This window comes from Vibrio sp. Y58_MX_L22, from assembly GCF_024181865.1.
Taxonomy (GTDB): domain Bacteria; phylum Pseudomonadota; class Gammaproteobacteria; order Enterobacterales; family Vibrionaceae; genus Vibrio; species Vibrio alginolyticus.
This window is the reverse complement of sequence record NZ_JAMZAN010000004.1, coordinates 304,695-320,747: the sequence shown is the minus strand read 5'-3', so window position 1 is coordinate 320,747 and position 16,053 is coordinate 304,695. Positions and strand designations below refer to the sequence as shown.

The 16,053-nt window shown below is 40.2% G+C and carries 22 protein-coding genes and 1 pseudogene; 2 read left to right on the top strand and 21 right to left on the bottom strand.

Going from position 1 to position 16,053, the window contains the following annotated elements; all coding sequences use genetic code 11:
* Positions 1–247: 247 nt before the first annotated feature.
* The 21 genes and pseudogenes from NL626_RS12090 to NL626_RS11950 all read right to left on the bottom strand — a co-directional run bounded on the left by NL626_RS12090 (position 248) and on the right by NL626_RS11950 (position 15,297).
* Positions 248–707, bottom strand: a pseudogene (locus NL626_RS12090) (DUF2846 domain-containing protein).
* Between the two features lie 169 nt (positions 708–876).
* On the bottom strand, positions 877–1,503 hold the full coding sequence (locus NL626_RS12085; protein WP_186584964.1) for a LysE family translocator: 627 nt from the start codon (positions 1,501–1,503) through the stop codon (positions 877–879).
* Positions 1,504–1,830: 327 nt separating this feature from the next.
* On the bottom strand, positions 1,831–2,457 hold the full coding sequence (locus NL626_RS12080; protein WP_042523838.1) for a LysE family translocator: 627 nt from the start codon (positions 2,455–2,457) through the stop codon (positions 1,831–1,833).
* Between the two features lie 129 nt (positions 2,458–2,586).
* Complete coding sequence (locus tag NL626_RS12075; RefSeq protein WP_017821465.1) at positions 2,587–2,940, bottom strand: DUF1428 domain-containing protein; 354 nt, start codon at positions 2,938–2,940, stop codon at positions 2,587–2,589.
* Between the two features lie 97 nt (positions 2,941–3,037).
* Positions 3,038–3,643, bottom strand: coding sequence for a hypothetical protein (locus tag NL626_RS12070; RefSeq protein WP_186584962.1), 606 nt, complete (start codon positions 3,641–3,643; stop codon positions 3,038–3,040).
* Between the two features lie 92 nt (positions 3,644–3,735).
* Positions 3,736–4,032 carry an antibiotic biosynthesis monooxygenase gene (locus tag NL626_RS12065; RefSeq protein WP_025768092.1) on the bottom strand — a complete coding sequence of 99 codons (297 nt, stop codon included), beginning with the start codon at positions 4,030–4,032 and terminating at the stop codon, positions 3,736–3,738.
* Between the two features lie 143 nt (positions 4,033–4,175).
* Positions 4,176–4,463, bottom strand: coding sequence for a putative quinol monooxygenase (locus NL626_RS12060; RefSeq protein WP_158173947.1), 288 nt, complete (start codon positions 4,461–4,463; stop codon positions 4,176–4,178).
* Positions 4,464–4,601: 138 nt separating this feature from the next.
* Positions 4,602–5,243: an alanyl-tRNA editing protein gene (locus NL626_RS12055; protein ID WP_225491901.1), complete on the bottom strand. Its 642-nt coding sequence runs from the start codon at positions 5,241–5,243 to the stop codon at positions 4,602–4,604.
* A 142-nt stretch (positions 5,244–5,385) separates the two neighbouring features.
* Positions 5,386–5,931, bottom strand: coding sequence for a GNAT family N-acetyltransferase (locus tag NL626_RS12050; RefSeq protein WP_253657388.1), 546 nt, complete (start codon positions 5,929–5,931; stop codon positions 5,386–5,388).
* A 253-nt stretch (positions 5,932–6,184) separates the two neighbouring features.
* On the bottom strand, positions 6,185–6,748 hold the full coding sequence (locus tag NL626_RS12045) for a sugar O-acetyltransferase (protein WP_213915353.1): 564 nt from the start codon (positions 6,746–6,748) through the stop codon (positions 6,185–6,187).
* Between the two features lie 143 nt (positions 6,749–6,891).
* Positions 6,892–7,305: an RDD family protein gene (locus tag NL626_RS12040; RefSeq protein ID WP_031778951.1), complete on the bottom strand. Its 414-nt coding sequence runs from the start codon at positions 7,303–7,305 to the stop codon at positions 6,892–6,894.
* A gap of 141 nt (positions 7,306–7,446) precedes the next feature.
* Positions 7,447–8,055, bottom strand: a complete 609-nt coding sequence (locus NL626_RS12035; protein WP_213915354.1) for a pyridoxamine 5'-phosphate oxidase family protein — start codon at positions 8,053–8,055, stop codon at positions 7,447–7,449.
* A gap of 143 nt (positions 8,056–8,198) precedes the next feature.
* Positions 8,199–8,600, bottom strand: coding sequence for a DUF2007 domain-containing protein (locus NL626_RS12030; RefSeq protein WP_104979296.1), 402 nt, complete (start codon positions 8,598–8,600; stop codon positions 8,199–8,201).
* Between the two features lie 104 nt (positions 8,601–8,704).
* Positions 8,705–9,226: a GNAT family N-acetyltransferase gene (locus NL626_RS12025; protein WP_253657387.1), complete on the bottom strand. Its 522-nt coding sequence runs from the start codon at positions 9,224–9,226 to the stop codon at positions 8,705–8,707.
* Positions 9,227–9,911: 685 nt separating this feature from the next.
* Complete coding sequence (locus NL626_RS12015) at positions 9,912–10,337, bottom strand: hypothetical protein (protein ID WP_253657386.1); 426 nt, start codon at positions 10,335–10,337, stop codon at positions 9,912–9,914.
* A 139-nt stretch (positions 10,338–10,476) separates the two neighbouring features.
* Entirely contained in the window at positions 10,477–10,959 is a 483-nt protein-coding gene (locus NL626_RS12010; protein ID WP_042769992.1) for a MazG-related protein, read from the bottom strand.
* A 165-nt stretch (positions 10,960–11,124) separates the two neighbouring features.
* The gene (locus NL626_RS12000) at positions 11,125–11,595 is read right to left on the bottom strand and encodes a GNAT family N-acetyltransferase (protein ID WP_065646338.1); all 471 of its coding nucleotides are present in this window, start codon (positions 11,593–11,595) and stop codon (positions 11,125–11,127) included.
* Positions 11,596–11,751: 156 nt separating this feature from the next.
* Positions 11,752–12,150: a DUF6232 family protein gene (locus tag NL626_RS11990; RefSeq protein WP_064368481.1), complete on the bottom strand. Its 399-nt coding sequence runs from the start codon at positions 12,148–12,150 to the stop codon at positions 11,752–11,754.
* A 684-nt stretch (positions 12,151–12,834) separates the two neighbouring features.
* The gene (locus NL626_RS11975; RefSeq protein WP_253657384.1) at positions 12,835–13,137 is read right to left on the bottom strand and encodes a hypothetical protein; all 303 of its coding nucleotides are present in this window, start codon (positions 13,135–13,137) and stop codon (positions 12,835–12,837) included.
* Positions 13,138–13,277: 140 nt separating this feature from the next.
* Entirely contained in the window at positions 13,278–14,096 is an 819-nt protein-coding gene (locus NL626_RS11965; protein WP_253657383.1) for a DUF2892 domain-containing protein, read from the bottom strand.
* An 832-nt stretch (positions 14,097–14,928) separates the two neighbouring features.
* Positions 14,929–15,297, bottom strand: a complete 369-nt coding sequence (locus tag NL626_RS11950; protein WP_225474307.1) for a hypothetical protein — start codon at positions 15,295–15,297, stop codon at positions 14,929–14,931.
* 196 nt (positions 15,298–15,493) lie between these two features.
* Here NL626_RS11950 and NL626_RS11940 point away from each other — a divergent pair, with 196 nt between their 5' ends.
* Entirely contained in the window at positions 15,494–15,778 is a 285-nt protein-coding gene (locus tag NL626_RS11940) for a type II toxin-antitoxin system RelB/DinJ family antitoxin (protein WP_005398409.1), read from the top strand.
* Complete coding sequence (locus NL626_RS11935) at positions 15,775–16,053, top strand: type II toxin-antitoxin system RelE/ParE family toxin (RefSeq protein ID WP_253657382.1); 279 nt, start codon at positions 15,775–15,777, stop codon at positions 16,051–16,053. Before NL626_RS11940 ends, NL626_RS11935 begins: the two co-directional genes overlap by 4 nt.

Below are 16,053 nucleotides of genomic sequence, written 5' to 3'. Positions count from 1 at the left end.
TGGAATGGCATATCTGTTAATCGCGTTTGTAGGATTGCTCCCTACGAAATCCTCTCGAAAATTCACGTTTCACAAGTAGATTCTTTGAACAATAAGTGGGCTCAAGCTAGGAGGTGGCAAATCATGCGGTCTGAAATAGGTATACTGTTTGCCAAAAATACAAAACCCAACGCTGAATGGATCTCATCAAGCGTTGGGTTACATTGATAATGTGTTTTTTAATCTAAAAAGCGGTCTGTTTGTAAAACTAGATCGAAGAACAGTTTCCTTTTTCTGCCATGTCGACTTTTAGTACTTCTGCTTTACCTTTGCTTTCGTCTACGAGTTCTACGCCCGCACCACCAACAAATACACCCATTTTAATGTATTGATTAACGAAATAATTACGGCCCTCTTCCGTTAAGATAGTTAAGTGATTTTCAGAAAACTCAGACTCTGTACTTACTTGATGTTCTTTATTGCCTTCGACCTCATGGTAGAAAAACACACCAGGAGCGGTTTCACCAATACATTCCCCATCGACGTAAACATACTTTTTAAGTGCTGCTCCGACAAAAGCGTCTTCTCGATAAATGTAAATCCCTGCGTTCCCCTTTTGAGGTGCTTCAAATGATTTGATTTGATACTGTCGAATCAACAGTAGGAACAGAAGCACAACCTGACAAACCCAAAAGGAATGCGGAACACAGAATTACTTTATTTTTCATGTTATTAACCTAGCTACGATAAAATCGCGCCAACCATACTATAAATAAATACGTTCACTTATTGGTATTTTTGAAATTTGTGATTCAACCTATGCAATAACACTCATTTAGCGTATAGGTTGAGCAAACCTTAGCCATATAATAATCACGAGAATAAAATGCCCTGTATCTAACGATCACTAAATACCACTTTACTCGCTAGACTGATAAGTAGAATACCTGAAACACCTTCAAGAGTTCTTGAATAACGCTGAGAGTGTGGACGACTAAATACCCAATTACCCACAGATGCGTACAAAACGTTACATGTCGTCGCAAGTACGCTGAACAGCAAGCCAAGTACTAATAATTGCATTGATGTTGAGCTTGCAGACGTATCAATAAATTGAGGCAGAAACGAGAGAAAGAATAGCGCTACTTTGGGATTCAAGACGCTGACGATAACCCCCTGAACAAACACATTTTTATTATTATCAACATTTTTGTTTTCAACGATTTTATTTTCTCCACGCCACATAGACAGTAATGACTGAACACCTAAATAAACTAGGTAAGCGGCCCCTAACCATTTAACAACGCTAAAAGCCAAAGATGAACTCAGAATTATTGCTGACAAACCTAAACATGCCGCTAGTGTATGAAAAAAGTAACCAACACCAAGTCCCAGAGCCGCTTTCAGCCCAGCAGATAATTTACCTTTCATTGTATTGGAAACAATATAAATTACATCAGGTCCAGGAATCATGTTGATAGCGAGACAAGCGACAACAAATAATAATAGTGAGTTTGAATCCATTCTTTTCTCCAAATTAACGTCTTGCGGGATAACATTTCATCGAACTACAAGTAATGCAACGTCCAGGTTTCAATTGGTTATATTTCGTATTAACAACACGTTACTAATACTACAGCACTGCGCGAAGAGCACAATCATGAACAGTGATACGAATTAAATTATGGGCCTTTGTTAGCCCTTTGAATGATAATATTTAGCATCATTGGGTTGTAAGCTTTTTCTAGCCAGCAGCTCTTATGGAAGTTAACAAATCGGCTACTTAGTATACTTAATAGACCGTCAAATCAGATAGATTATCTATTCTTATTTCTTCAAGCCTTTTGTGCTTCATTTTCCTGCCTCACTAAGCAGCAACTTAATACTTGCTACACCAAAAAATAACGCGAACACGCCTTCAAAAACTGCTTTGGATCTGAGATAGGTTTGTCTGACCTTTTTATGCGCGAAAAGAAAAGCATAGCCAAAGAAAACCAAAGCACTAACCAGCCCCACAACAAAAATGACCGACAACAATTCCAACGGACTGGCCTTAGGAGGAACCCCTATCGAATAAAGCGCACCGAAAAACAGAATAGCCTTTGGGTTAGTTAAGTGAATTAACACTCCGGTTAAGTAGTTACCCTTCTTTGTCGTTACGTATGTTTTGGGTAACTTTAGCTGCTCGATGTTGCAGGCTGAATGTACAGACTTTAAAGCCAAATATAAAAGATAAAATGCCCCACAATATCTAAGAATTTCAAAAAGCCAAACATTGCTATAGAGTATGGTTGCGAGACCAAAAGCGGCTGAGGTTGACCAAAATAAAGACCCCGTTAAAACACCTGCAGCCAAATACCCACCAAAGCGCCGACCGTGGTTCATTGACGTGCCTGCTATCGCAAGAGTTGCAGGTCCGGGGCTAGCGATGGCAGCGATAGCTGATACGACAATCAGTGAATAATTTATCTCTTCCATTTTTACTCTAAGCCTCCAAATGGAGTTTTATCAACACTTATCGCAGAATAGTCTATTGAACGTACATCAGAAGCGTAATACTGATTAAAACACCAAGTGTCACGAATCGAGTTGAGATTCTTTGGTATTTTACTGCTCCAAAATAACATCAAATCCGCCATAAATGAGACGCTTTCCATCAAAGGGCATTGGGTTATTATCTGGACTCATTCGAGGATCACCCATGATCCGCTGCCACCCTGAGTCCCGAACTTCTTTTGAAGGCCAGACTACCCACGAAAACACAACGGTTTCGTTGCTTTCAGCGTTAACTGCCATGGGAAATGATGTGATCTCACCATCTGGTACTTCACTCCCCCACGTCTCAACAACCTTTAAGGCCCCAAACTCCCTGAACATTTCTGCTGCTATTTTTGCGTGTGCGATATACTTTTCTTTATTCGCTGTCGGTACTGCAGCGACAAACCCATCAATGTATGACATAAGTAAACTCCTTTCATTGGAGTTATAACCATAGCTCAATAAAAAGAATGCACATGATGCCAAACCATAGAAACAGGTACGTAATACAGCTTGAGAGCTACATTCCTAGCTTGGACTTTATATGCATATTTGAAAGGTATGTGTTTGGATCAAGCTTGGTTAGCATATTTATAATCTCCAAAACACTCGAATACTCAATACGTTCCTCTTCAGCATGCCCGATCCCACCTATTGTAAAGTGAGTAAAGCGGTAATCACGATAAACGTTTTGCAGCTGGCTAGAAATATCTTTGAGTAATCTTTTACTGAGGGCGAATGCAGGGTATTCACTACTTTCTGAAAGCTCTGCTGTAGAGCCAATAGATACAATATTGCATTTATCGTTAAGTGAACCTAAAGCGTTAAGCTCATTGACTAAATTAAGATACCCAATCGGGCCAACATTCATAAACTCAATCAGTTCGCTTGTTGTCAATTCTGAAGACTCTCCCCACATCGACGCCAAATAAACGATGATGTCAAACTCTACACCTTTGAAGCACGTGTAATCTGGTTTTTTATCGGGATCAACGTCAATACAAACAGAAACTACTCCATCCTCAACTAGCTTTGATCTAGAAATCGTATAAATTTCTGTACCCTGTAAGTTCGTAGCCAAAAACCTTCCTAGCCCCTTACTACCTCCAACAATTAAAATCTGCATAACCCCGTTCCTTCGTTAAGGTTGTCTTTCATATTATCCGCCAAACTGTGCATTAGGCATCACTTTAACGTTTCTGTTGTTTGCTTCTAGCCCTACTTAGTTCTATCTTCAATTTCATCGAATGGTTCAACTGAAATACGCTCTGCAATTTCACTCATCTTCTTCATTTTTTCTGGGTTACTAGTTCCCCAAAACCGCTCCCAGTCTTCACGTGTTCGCCACTTGGCAATAGTTAAAACCTTTTCCGGTACATCGTAAGAACGAAGCATAAAACTACCAAGCGCCCCATCTACTGACTGATGAATTGAATCTGTCGTCGAACGCCATATATTTTGAAACTCATCCATTTTTTCACTTGGCACACGCCATTCATACACAACTCTAAACATAACACTTCCATTAAAATTTCTAGATTTAATACGGCAAAGTATTAAGAACACTAAGCCAGGTGAATAGATGAATAAAGCAACATAGTAGAGCGTAGAGCAATCTAAAAAACAAAGCGTAAACGCTCTAAATCACTCCGATTCGATTAGTCATGCACACATTCAAAGATTTCGTATTGCCGTTTAACATTGGCTGTTACTTTTCCCCAATGTGAGGCTTGAACTCTTTCCTGATGTTGTTTAAAAGAGGCTTTGTCGACGAACTCCTCATAGACATCAAAACGAAACGGATTAGTCGAGCTTTGAGTCACAAGAAAAGTAAGGCAGCCCGACTCTTCTAACGTGAGCCTTTTGTGAATTATTAACTCATGTTTTACTAATTCTAAATCCTTTTCCGGAACTAAAATAAAGCCTTTCAATGTTACTTTCGACATATCATCCTCTCACCCCTGTAACCTTTCGTTCAGAAGTAGCCAACACGCCCTCAATCTCAACCTTCATATCGCAAATGTGAATCTCACCATGAATTAAAATGCCACGTGTTAGGAATCTATTTCTAATGCCCTATCGACCTACGAGCATAAGGTTATCTCTACCCTTTCTTTGCCTTTACCGATGTTCTTGCGTTTTAATTGAATTTGGCCGACTTCTGATGTGCGCTTTAAGTGAGTGCCACCGCAAGGCACTTGCGCAAACCCATCCACTCTCCAATACCTTCTTTCACTCTCTTGATCGGAAAAGTCACTAATAATAACTGAATCAGAGTTAATCAAATCTTGCACATCAGTTTCAATTTCTTTCAATAGCGGGCCAATACTTTCAGACCACTCGAAATCTATGCGACTCTTATTTTCAGAAATATGCGCGCCTATCTTAACAATGCCTTCCCGACGCTGATAAAACATCTCGAGCACCACTTCAGCCGCAAAGTGTAGCTTCATTAAGGCGTATCTACGCTTCCAATCAATATTCGTAGTTACAATGTCACCAAGAATAAAATTTGGAGAGGATTCCAATGTGTAAATAAGTCGAACACCTAACTTTTGAGCAATCAAAACCGGAATACCATTAATCGTTCCTTTATCACTCTCTTGGCCTCCAGACTCTGCAAAGAAGATAGTCTGGTCCAATTCAACCTTATTTCCGTCTACATTGCTCACTCTTGAGTTAAGTTCTGTTTGGTAGGGATTAACCCAAAATAATTTCTCGCTCATGCTGCTATCCTTGCAGTAAGTCCTATCTTTGATAGTACATGCAGTGACCACCAAGTCAATTCAAGAAACCTCACCGTCAAATGTAAGGCTGTGTATAGAGCACGAGCAGGCTAGACCTATTAGATGCGTTTAAGGCCGGATACTAAACGCTGCCTAGGGGGTTAGCTAACAACCCGTAAATTGCGGAATCTGAGACTACTCCATTCACTTCCCAACGCTGCCTAAGGAAACCTTCCTTTATAAAACCTAACCGTTCCAAGACTTTACCTGAAGAAGCATTGTCTGGATCTATCTCAGCCTCGATTCGACGTAAATTCAGTGTTTTGAATGCGTGTTCGATTAATGCAGTTCCCGCCTCTAATACAATGCCTTTACCCCAGAAATGACGACTAACGCCAAAGCCAATTTCTGCGCGCCTAGACTCTTTCACGTGATTAAACAGCATTATCTTACCCAGAAGTTGGCCATTGCTCTTTAGGAAGATGCCTAGTGTCACTTCTGTATTGCTATTCATGGCCTGTGTACTCTTGGCTATAAATGTCCGCGCTTCTTCAATTGAAACCCAAGGGCCAGAGTTCCAATATTTCATGACCTCATGGTCTGAGAAGATGTCAAACAATTCGCTTGCATCATCTTCAACTAGCTCTCTTAGAATTAATCGTTCCGTTTCAATCTTTGTTACTAACATTTTGGGGTCAGCCTTTTGGTTTGTTATTGGTGACGAAAATCCAATAAAAGTATGAGACACGTAATACAAATGATTTCGTATGAGACTTTTAAACAAGCTCAACGCACGGCAAAAGCGCCACGTGTAACGATTCTATATTGAAGCAAATTTTAGACATTCAAGTGCGTCAACAAGTAACCGCTGAACGCATCAAAGCTTGGGGTGAGTTGATCATAAGTCCTAAACTCAGGCTCAAAATAGTCCATATACTTTATTATCGCTTAGTGACGATTTCCTTCAGTACTCTGGCTGGGTTGCCACCAACAACGACATTGTCTCCAAAACTCTTTGTAACGACTGCGCCAGAGGCTACCACCACGTTGTTCCCAAGTGTTACGCCAGGGTTGATTACGGCATGGCCACCTATCCAACAATTGTCACCAATGTTTATGGGCTTTGCTAGCTCTAAACCACTGTTCCTCTCGATAGGATCTAAGGGATGAGTCGCAGTATAAATTCCAACTTGAGGCCCAAGTAAACAGTTATCACCAAACTTAACTTCCGCAACATCCAAAATCACACAACCAAAATTAGCGTAGAAATTATCTCCAACGTGAATGTTGGATCCGTAGTCGCAATTGAAAGAAGATTCAACATGAATATCGTCACCTGTTGTGCCGAACAAGCGCTTAGTTATTTGAACTCGCTTTTGTTTATGCTCAACAGACGTGGCATTCAATTTTTCAGTTAGTAACCTAGCGCTCAACCTTAACTTTAATAACTCTTCATCACTTGGGTCATAAGGCTCACCTGCTAACATTTTCTCTTTTTCTGACATAAAACTTGGACTCCAATACCAATTTTCTTACAACGCTACATTAAGTATGTGAGTAACGCTACCACCTAAACGAGGTTATTTCACCACGAAAACAAAGCCCAACTTGAACCCAAGTCCTCAGCGCTATCAATTTTTTCAACAAGTTAGTGAACTACCACCACCGTTCTCACTAACTTATCACCGAGCCGTTGCCTCTTTTTACCAAGAATGAAAATTGAGTCAATAAAACCGAAGAATGGAGTAATAACATTTCGAAAGAGCGACTGAAAAATATTGCACTTTTTACCCGTTCTTGCACTTATAACTGCAATGCCCAAAAGTTTTTTTCCCACACTTTGACCATTTGGTAAACAATCAGAAAAAAGGTAATACGATACAGTCGCAGTTACTGCTGTAGCGCGCACAAGCTCTTTTTCAATACCGATTTCTAAGCCGACCCATAAAACGAGAGTAAAAATGCTAAAACTGACAAAAAGATCAATCATTTGTCCAACACACCTAACTCCCGGACTAGCCAAAACGTAATTTTCTAGAGTAAATTTTTCTGCATTTTTCATTTTAAAATTTGGACTAACAATTACTTATTGGTGAACTAACATTATTGAGACAGTAACATCCCCACTAAACCTAATCCATACTTCCGCAGAGCACGGTCGAACCTGATTTTTCTATCTTTTCAATATATTACCACGCTCGTTCTAAAGGCTAGATTGGTAATATTTCAACATCTCTTCTTGATTAAGCGCTTTACTTTCTAACTTTTGTTGATCTTTAAAGATTTGAGCTAATGAAGGGAGAATTGAGCGATTTACTTTATAGTCATCAGACCAAAGTTTCCCTCTCATCACCGCTTTCGCACAATGAAAGTACATACTCTCTATGACTATTTTGATAACAACCTTAGGATCTTTACTTCCATCGGGGCAAGCAGATATCAAGTTGGCGTCGGTGTGAATACTTGCGATTCCTTTAATACGGAGCACTTCATCAATACCATTTACCATCAATAACAACCCTACCTTGGGGTTACTAATGATATTTTTTAGACTATCGATACGATTGTTCCCCGAGCTATCAGGGAGCAGCAATGTTGATTCATCTAAAACTTTTACGAAGCCAGGCTCCCCTCCTTTAGGAGAAAGATCGATATACCCTTGTGAATCAGCGGTACTTAGAACTGCAAAATGGCAATTATTAATTAATGTAATCGCATGAACATCCAGCACAGGCAGCGCTTTATTTTTAGCTCTCGCACTTGGCTCTGCGTAAATTTCTTTTAACTGCTCTATTGTTTTAACTTCACTCATTCAATGTTATTCCTTCACTATCGTATAATGCTTTGCTTGTAAGCAAGCAGTAACTCTGATTTCTTGTATAGGCACTAGACCTAACTCATCGTAAAAATACTACGAGTACAAGTTATCTCTTTAATGCCTTGTTATCTAAAGGTTTAAAGTTTTTCACTAAACTCCCCACACTGCTTACACTTATAACCATGCTTGTAAAAAAACAGTGGAAAACCCAGTAAAATAAAAACTAAGAAAGCTGGGCGTTTACCTTTTGTAAATGCAAATAGATCTTTACTACCACATTTAGGGCAAGCGTCTTTTTCTTCATCAACGTCAACTTCATTTCCCAATGATTCTGAGAAATCGCTACTAAGTATTTGTTTCGCATCTTCTGCATCACTTTCGTCCACCATCAGACGGACGCCGCCTATTGCATTTGAATAAAGCCACTGAGTATTTACCGTGTGCTCGTCAGCGATGTAACTTTCTATTCCGACACTATCTAGGCTTGCTCTCGCAATATGAGCTTCATGAGGAAAAGAAAACCTTGCTACTACAATCACATATTACTCCTTGTGGGAAAGCGCGCTCGTAAGGTATAAGAAACGCTAATTGAAAATGACACGTGTAGTATTTCTTTTTGAACAACTTATTAGCCCACTACAGACTAGTACATATACCCTAACCAATCTATATGGCCAACAGCCCAAGTTTTGCCGCTGATAGGTTTAACATATAAATCATCTAGTTGCTCTACAGCAACACCGTAATTTTTATGTTCATGAACGCGCAACCAAGAACTTAGAGAGTTAAGGCGCTGATAACCATTAGCCAGATAAAAACGCTCCAAATCGGAGACTAAAATGATGAAGTCGACATCTTTAGTGGACGCATACTCGCTGAGTTGAGACAACATTGTTGTGCCAATACCTTGTCTTTGAACTGTGCTCTCGACGCAAAAGTCACTCACACCTAATACTTTATAAATTTCATCACCAACGCGAACAACTCTGTAGTCTAATCCCATGTAACCAACTAACTGATCACCTTCGTAATTCAGAACTCTCATATGCGGGAGTTGCTTATAGTAAGAGCGAGTAACTTGGTGTTCAGGAAACGACTGGTTTCTAAGAGCTTCAATTGCATTATGCTGCGCTTTAGATAATTCGATTTCTGGGTAAATATCCATATTTGACCTTTGAGTATTAATGACCTTTTGGAGGTGAGCAACGCAATACCGAACCTTCCGCATACCGCCTTAAACACTAAAACCAACGCATACCCAAAATGCCAAGCGTGCCGAATCACTCTTAAATTGTTTGTTAGTACGCTGTTCCCAAACCGTTTGGTTTGCACCAAGATATTGAAATATAGCACGAAACTGTTGGCTTAAAACGCTGAAGCTGAAAGGGCAACTGCGAAACTAGAACTCAACCTCAAAACTCAAGTTAGCTAGAAGAAAAACACGCCAAACTACCCTATTTTGACCAATTTCAAATTAGCAAAGGATTCGGCCACCGAACTTTGACAACCACACCAATATACTAAATTTGATACTGAAAAACTGGCCACGCAAAAGAAGCCGCGCCAGAGAAATAGTCAAAAAGTTAGAAACCGTAAACGATGAAATCGACGCGAACACTCCGCATATAGTGCCACCGGAAAGAACGTGAAAGGCACGCCCGTTCAAGTATAAAGCTAGGAAACGAAACTGATAAACACCGAAATTTTTAACCTTTGATGCCAACCCCGTACTAACGCCGCATTAAGGTGTGAGCAACGCTTTCACAAAACTTGACCATACCACCTTAAACACGAAACCTAACGATGGAATGAAAAATGCCAAGCGTTGGGAATCACTCTTAAATGCTTTGTTAGCTTTTGTACACTACGATGTCAGCATTTTCTAGTTGATATCTTTGTAACAACACCATTGCCTTTTCAGAAACTAAGAGTAGCCCATCATTTGTTACGCTAATATCGTCTTTACCGATGGTTCCGGATACTTGGAGCCACGAAAAACGAGGTAAAGTACACTCTGGATACAGTTCTTCAAATACGTCAGAAGTAGATATTTCAGCCACTTGCAGATTATATCCTGACAACTGCGATGAACTTAAGGCCGTGGCTAAACGTTCAGTGACTAAAAAGCATGGAAATGAAGTCAATAAATCATCACCTAACCACCCATCAAACTGAAAATGTAGCTTTTCTATTATCGGTGGATGCAAATCGAAATTTGCCAAAGTATTTTCACCCACACTCCCAGGAACTTCTGGTTCGATCAAATATTGACTCACTTTACTCTCCCAAAGAAAGCTAACGCCGCATTAAGGTGTGAGCAACGCTACCACTAAACCTAACCCATTGCACCGTAGCCACAAAACCTAACCTTGAACTGATAATGCCAAGCGTTGGGAATCACTCTTAAATGCTTTGTTATGGCGCTGAACTCAAAGTTAGCTCTTGTATATCAATTTGGTCTACTTCCCTACCCAATATTCGCTTGTACTCGACTAAACGATGAACTGGGATGACTGGCAACTCGATACCTTGATATTCTTTAATAACTGATTCTGAAAAGTAGATTTCAAGCTGATGCCAAGAGCCATCTTGACGTGATTGTATCTTCGTATGTTGAGACAAACCGATTTCAATTTTTTGACTTTGGTAAACCAACTGGAAATACTCTAAATCCCAACCATATTCGGCATAATGAGCTAACGGCTTTGATATGTATTTTGCTACATGCGATAACACCTTGTCTGCGTCAGAGTTATGAATATAAAGATCTATATCTGCGATTTCCCGACTACCACCATGAATGGTTGCCGCTAACCCACCGACTATTTGATACTCCACATCCTCTGCATCCAAGATTTCTTTGAGCCACTGCAAGGCTACTTTAACTTTATCACTCATCTAGTTCCCTTAGCTGAATTTTGCCCTGCGCCATAACGCCTTGTTAAGGTGTGAGGCACGCAATACCTAAGCTTCCGCATACCACCTTAACCACTAAAACTAACGCATAGCAAAAATGCCACGCGTGCCGAATCACTCTTTAACAATTTGTTATGTAGCCGACTTTCAGGTTAGTGCTTTCTGTCCAATTTGGATTTTGGGCGCAATACCAGCTTTGCGATACAAAGCTAGAGCAGATTCATTGAAAGAATATACCTCTAACCACAGCTCTTCTCCGCCGTTAGAAATAGCCCTTTCTTCAAATGCCTCTATTAGCGCCAGTCCAACACCCTGACTCCTAAAGCGTGAATCCACTACAATCTGTTCAACGCTTGCGATCTTTCGCTGTTTGAGCGTCCAAGACTTACGAACCCATAGCTCACCAAAAACAAAACCTACTAACTGCCCTTTGCTTTCGGCTACCAGACAAATCGAGCTTTCACTTTCGATTATCTTGTGCAGGTCTATTTTTTGTTCAATTTCTTCCGGTGATAAAAAGTCATCAGGTAAATTTGCTTGATGATACTCATTAAGCTGAAACTGTAGTTTCTTGATAACACTGATATCTTCAATGCGAGCTTGACGAATATTTAACATATATAAATCCTTTTAACTTACCGTCCTCTCGCGGCTACATAACGCCTTGTTAAGGTGTGAGGCACGCAATACAGATGCTGCCGCATGTTACCGTAACCACTAAAACCAACGCATAGTAAAAAAGCCACGCGTGCCGAATCACTCTTGAACAATTTGTTATACGAATTTCTTCAGTGCCAACACTTGTTGTTCAAATAACTCACAATCTGACTTTGAGTATGACTTGGCGACATTAACCCATTGAACGCCCGTTTCATCTATGTGGCGAAACTCGACTTGAAGTGCATATTTAGAGCAACGAAGAAGAGCAAAGACCAAACCTACGACGGTCAGACTAAGAACTAAAACTAGTAGCCATTGTGGTACCTCTTCCAACCTTGGAATAACTAACCAAACTGCCCCTGAAAACACACACACCCAGAATAAAACTTGACCTAAATTATCAAGAAAACTTAACTTTTTAACCCTAACATTGTTTATCTTAGACAAAGGATATGAGTCTTTCTTAAACCTGAACTCTTTTGAATCCAAGCTAAAATCAGTACTCTTGTACATAAATTCCCTCTATTCGTATAACGCCCAATTAAGGTGTGAGGCACGCAATACCAAGCCTCTGCATACCACCTTAACCACTAAAACCAACGCATACCCAAAATGCCAAGCGTGCCGAATCACTCTTAAATTGTTTGTTAGTACGCTGTTCCCAAACCGTTTGGTTTGCACCAAGATATTGAAATATAGCACGAAACTGTTGGCTTAAAACGCTGAAACTGAAAGGGCAACTGCGAAACTAGAACTCAACCTCAAAACTCAAGTTAGCTAGAAGAAAAACACGCCAAACTACCCTATTTTGACCAATTTCAAATTAGCAAAGGATTCGGCCACCGAACTTTGACAACCACACCAATATACTAAATTTGATACTGAAAAACTGGCCACGCAAAAGAAGCCGCGCCAGAGAAATAGTCAAAAAGTTAGAAACCGTAAACGATGAAATCGACGCGAACACTCCGCATATAGTGCCACCGGAAAGAACGTGAAAGGCACGCCCGTTCAAGTATAAAGCTAGGAAACGAAACTGATAAACACCGAAATTTTTAACCTTTGATGCCAACCCCGTACTAACGCCTTGCTAAGGTGTGAGCAACGCAATGCCCAAGCCTCTGCAGACCACCTTAAACACAAAAACCGACGCATGGTAAAAATGCCACGCGTTGCGAATCGCTCTTAAGCAATTTGTTATGTTTGTTCTACATTCGCGCGATCACACCAATACTCTGAGTAACTTTCGTTTACCCAACACTCAATTCGTATTGTGCCAAACTCTTTATAAGTACCTAGTTCTTCTGAGATTGTTATACGTTCAGACGATAATAAATCACTAACTGAATCAGCCAAATCTTCAAACCCATAGAGTTCAACATTTTCGTTGTCACTTCGAAGATTAAGCTTAAGAACTCCTTGTTCTTCGGTCCGAGTCGCTGTGAGACTACAAATAAAGTCAGGTCTCACACACTCAAATAGCTTCTTATAGCTGCTCATATTCCCTCCGAAAACATAACGCCCTGTTAAGGTGTGAGCAACGCAATACCGAAGTCACCGCATGTCACCTTAAACACTAAACGCAACGCATAGTGAAAATGCCACGCGTTGCGAATCACTCTTAAACAGTTTGTTATGTTTTATTCTACGATACACCGCACTATACTAAATGAGCTTGGAACAGTAATGATGCTTTGAGGTTCTTGTTTTAATTTAAGAGTTTCATAGATACTAGGATTTAGCTGGATAGCGTTGTCGACAAGCACAGTAGTCATTTGAGGACCAAGGAAAATTACTGACTTATTTTCACCTAAATTGGAACAAAAGTGTTTCGTACTAAAGTCAACTTTATGTGCGACAGCATAAGCCTTAAGCTTCATATGCTGCTCACTATCAAAGTATCTATTAGTAAACACCCACCCAGTGAGAGCAGAGGCTAAATACCCCACCCCCAGGAGAAAAGCCAACCAACCATACTTGTTCTCTCCTCGATACGCCCACGCACTAAGAGATAGCATCACAAACGAAACTAAAAACACAACTCTAAGTACAACCTCGAGAGTCAAAACAGTATTTAAAAATGTAAGTGCAACTTGAGTATAAGGAAAAGCAGACGCATCAACACCAAAAACTGCATTTATTGTTGCCGAAGCCGTGTAGTTTGATGAATAAACAAGCAATGAAAAAGCTAAAGAGATCGCAAACTTCACTGAATTGTACTTCCACAGCTCAGAGATATACGAATTTCTTTCAAAAAAAGCTGCAATGTAAACCAATAGCCAGGCAATACCACTAAAAAAACTTAAATGAATATACGGTTTAAACCAGTCCTCATCGATTAAAGCCAAAGGGATAACAACCGTAAGCAGAAACCCTAAAGTCCCAAATAAACCTAGTTTGAACTCTTCATCATATTTCTTTTTTTTAGCCTCTAGCTCTGAGGGTTCCGTATTTCCCAATGTAACCTCCTGTAAACATAACGCCCTGCTAAGGGGTGAGCAACGCAATACCGAAGCCGCCGCATACCACCTTAATCACTAAATTCAACGCATAGTAAAAATGCCACGCGTTGCGAATCCCTCTTGAGCAGTTTGTTAGTTTGCAAACCTAACGCGTTGATTTTACGTCATTTTAAACTTTGCAAACAATAAGCTGTAAGTGTTTCGATGCACTTAAGCCAGGCGTAGTCTCAAAGCGGCTACTCAATGAAACCACGTAGAACAAGCAACGCTGCAGAAAACGAACTTACAACACCAAAAAGCGCTTTTGGAAAACCAATCTCACAATGAGGACTTTCAACAAAGTCACTGAAACCACTTGAATTTTCCATACCAGAGAAAACGTCATTTCAGCGATTAAATCGGCTTTTGCACCAACAAACTCAACGAGCAGAGTTTCAGCAAAAAAGTTCGACTCAGTTAACCCCAAAGTCACCGCTCCAAAGAACAAATCAACGGGTGAAACGATGCCAATTTTGGATTTTCACCACGCTAGTTAACACTAAAATTGAAAGCCTGTACGACGACTTAAACTTTGAGCTTTTACCACTAGATCTTGCGATATAGCTGAGTTTTTCCTCTTGCAAACTAACGCCCTGTTAAGGTGTGAGCAACGCAATACCGAATCTCCCGCATACCACCTTAACCACTAAGACCAACGCATAGTAAAAATGCCACGCGTTGCGAATCACTCTTGAACAGATTGTTAGCACTATTTACGCACAGAAAAGTCTTTCTTAAGCCATATCGATTTGCATCTCGGACATGACAAACCCTATAGTTTAGCTTTAAGTTAATTTTGCTTTTTACGTAATACCAAGCGACCATTTTCGAAACTAACTTCTTCATAGCCCAAAAATAGAGCAACAATAAAACCTATACCTAATGAAGCAGCCGTAATGATGGTAGCAATCTCAAGGCCAGTTAATGCAGCAACAGGTGCGGCTGCAAAATATGACAAACCTCCAGTAGCTGGTGCGGTTACCGTTGCAACCCCTAATGCAGCAGTTAAAGCAGCAAGCCCTACACCACTTAGCATTGCAACTTTCTTAGATCTTTTTAGTTTATTTGCTAGCTCTCCTTTAATGATAATTTCATGTACACCATCGTCTTTAGCTTTTTCTAATTCTGCTTTTGTTGTTACTGTAATTGAATCTGTCATTATATACTCCTTTAGTGCTAACGCCCAATTAAGGTGTGAGGCACGCAATACGACGCTCCCGCATACCACCTTAATCACTAAAACCAACGCATAGTAAAAATGCCACGCGTGCCGAATCACTCTTAAATTGTTTGTTAGTTGCCCATCTCAAAGCCTAGTGCTAACATTTGTACACACACCAACAAAGGAATATATCATGGACACTAGAATTCAATTTCGTGTTGATGAAGAAACAAAACGCCTAGCTCAACAAATGGCTGAGAGCCAAGGTCGAACTTTAAGTGATGCTTGCCGTGAACTTACTGAGCAACTCGCTGAACAACAAAGAAAAACATTATCTCACGATGCATGGCTAACTGAACAAGTAAACCTAGCATTTGAGAAGTTTGACTCAGGAAAATCTGTTTTCGTTGAGCACCAAACTGCTAAGTCTCGAATGGAAGAGCGCAAAGCCAGAATCCGTAATCGAGGTAAGCAATGATTTTATGGGAAGAAGAGTCACTTAATGATCGTGAAAAGATCTTCGAGTTTCTCTATGACTTCAACCCTGATGCGGCAGAAAAAACTGACAACCTCATTGAAGCAAAAGTAGAAAACTTGCTTGAACAACCTTTGATGGGTGTACAACGAGATGGCATCCGCGGACGATTGCTCATTATTCCTGAGATTTCGATGATTGTATCTTACTGGGTTGCGGGCGATATCATCCGTGTTATGCGTGTACTCCACCAGAAACAAAAATTCCCTACGGATTGA

Coding starts and splice junctions, on each gene's coding strand:
- NL626_RS12085 (WP_186584964.1), bottom strand. CDS start 1,503: ATGGATTCAAACTCACTATTATTATTTGTTGTCGCTTGTCTCGCTATC.
- NL626_RS12080 (WP_042523838.1), bottom strand. CDS start 2,457: ATGGAAGAGATAAATTATTCACTGATTGTCGTATCAGCTATCGCTGCC.
- NL626_RS12075 (WP_017821465.1), bottom strand. CDS start 2,940: ATGTCATACATTGATGGGTTTGTCGCTGCAGTACCGACAGCGAATAAA.
- NL626_RS12070 (WP_186584962.1), bottom strand. CDS start 3,643: ATGCAGATTTTAATTGTTGGAGGTAGTAAGGGGCTAGGAAGGTTTTTG.
- NL626_RS12065 (WP_025768092.1), bottom strand. CDS start 4,032: ATGTTTAGAGTTGTGTATGAATGGCGTGTGCCAAGTGAAAAAATGGAT.
- NL626_RS12060 (WP_158173947.1), bottom strand. CDS start 4,463: ATGTCGAAAGTAACATTGAAAGGCTTTATTTTAGTTCCGGAAAAGGAT.
- NL626_RS12055 (WP_225491901.1), bottom strand. CDS start 5,243: ATGAGCGAGAAATTATTTTGGGTTAATCCCTACCAAACAGAACTTAAC.
- NL626_RS12050 (WP_253657388.1), bottom strand. CDS start 5,931: ATGTTAGTAACAAAGATTGAAACGGAACGATTAATTCTAAGAGAGCTA.
- NL626_RS12045 (WP_213915353.1), bottom strand. CDS start 6,748: ATGTCAGAAAAAGAGAAAATGTTAGCAGGTGAGCCTTATGACCCAAGT.
- NL626_RS12040 (WP_031778951.1), bottom strand. CDS start 7,305: ATGAAAAATGCAGAAAAATTTACTCTAGAAAATTACGTTTTGGCTAGT.
- NL626_RS12035 (WP_213915354.1), bottom strand. CDS start 8,055: ATGAGTGAAGTTAAAACAATAGAGCAGTTAAAAGAAATTTACGCAGAG.
- NL626_RS12025 (WP_253657387.1), bottom strand. CDS start 9,226: ATGGATATTTACCCAGAAATCGAATTATCTAAAGCGCAGCATAATGCA.
- NL626_RS12010 (WP_042769992.1), bottom strand. CDS start 10,959: ATGAGTGATAAAGTTAAAGTAGCCTTGCAGTGGCTCAAAGAAATCTTG.
- NL626_RS12000 (WP_065646338.1), bottom strand. CDS start 11,595: ATGTTAAATATTCGTCAAGCTCGCATTGAAGATATCAGTGTTATCAAG.
- NL626_RS11990 (WP_064368481.1), bottom strand. CDS start 12,150: ATGTACAAGAGTACTGATTTTAGCTTGGATTCAAAAGAGTTCAGGTTT.
- NL626_RS11975 (WP_253657384.1), bottom strand. CDS start 13,137: ATGAGCAGCTATAAGAAGCTATTTGAGTGTGTGAGACCTGACTTTATT.
- NL626_RS11950 (WP_225474307.1), bottom strand. CDS start 15,297: ATGACAGATTCAATTACAGTAACAACAAAAGCAGAATTAGAAAAAGCT.
- NL626_RS11940 (WP_005398409.1), top strand. CDS start 15,494: ATGGACACTAGAATTCAATTTCGTGTTGATGAAGAAACAAAACGCCTA.
- NL626_RS11935 (WP_253657382.1), top strand. CDS start 15,775: ATGATTTTATGGGAAGAAGAGTCACTTAATGATCGTGAAAAGATCTTC.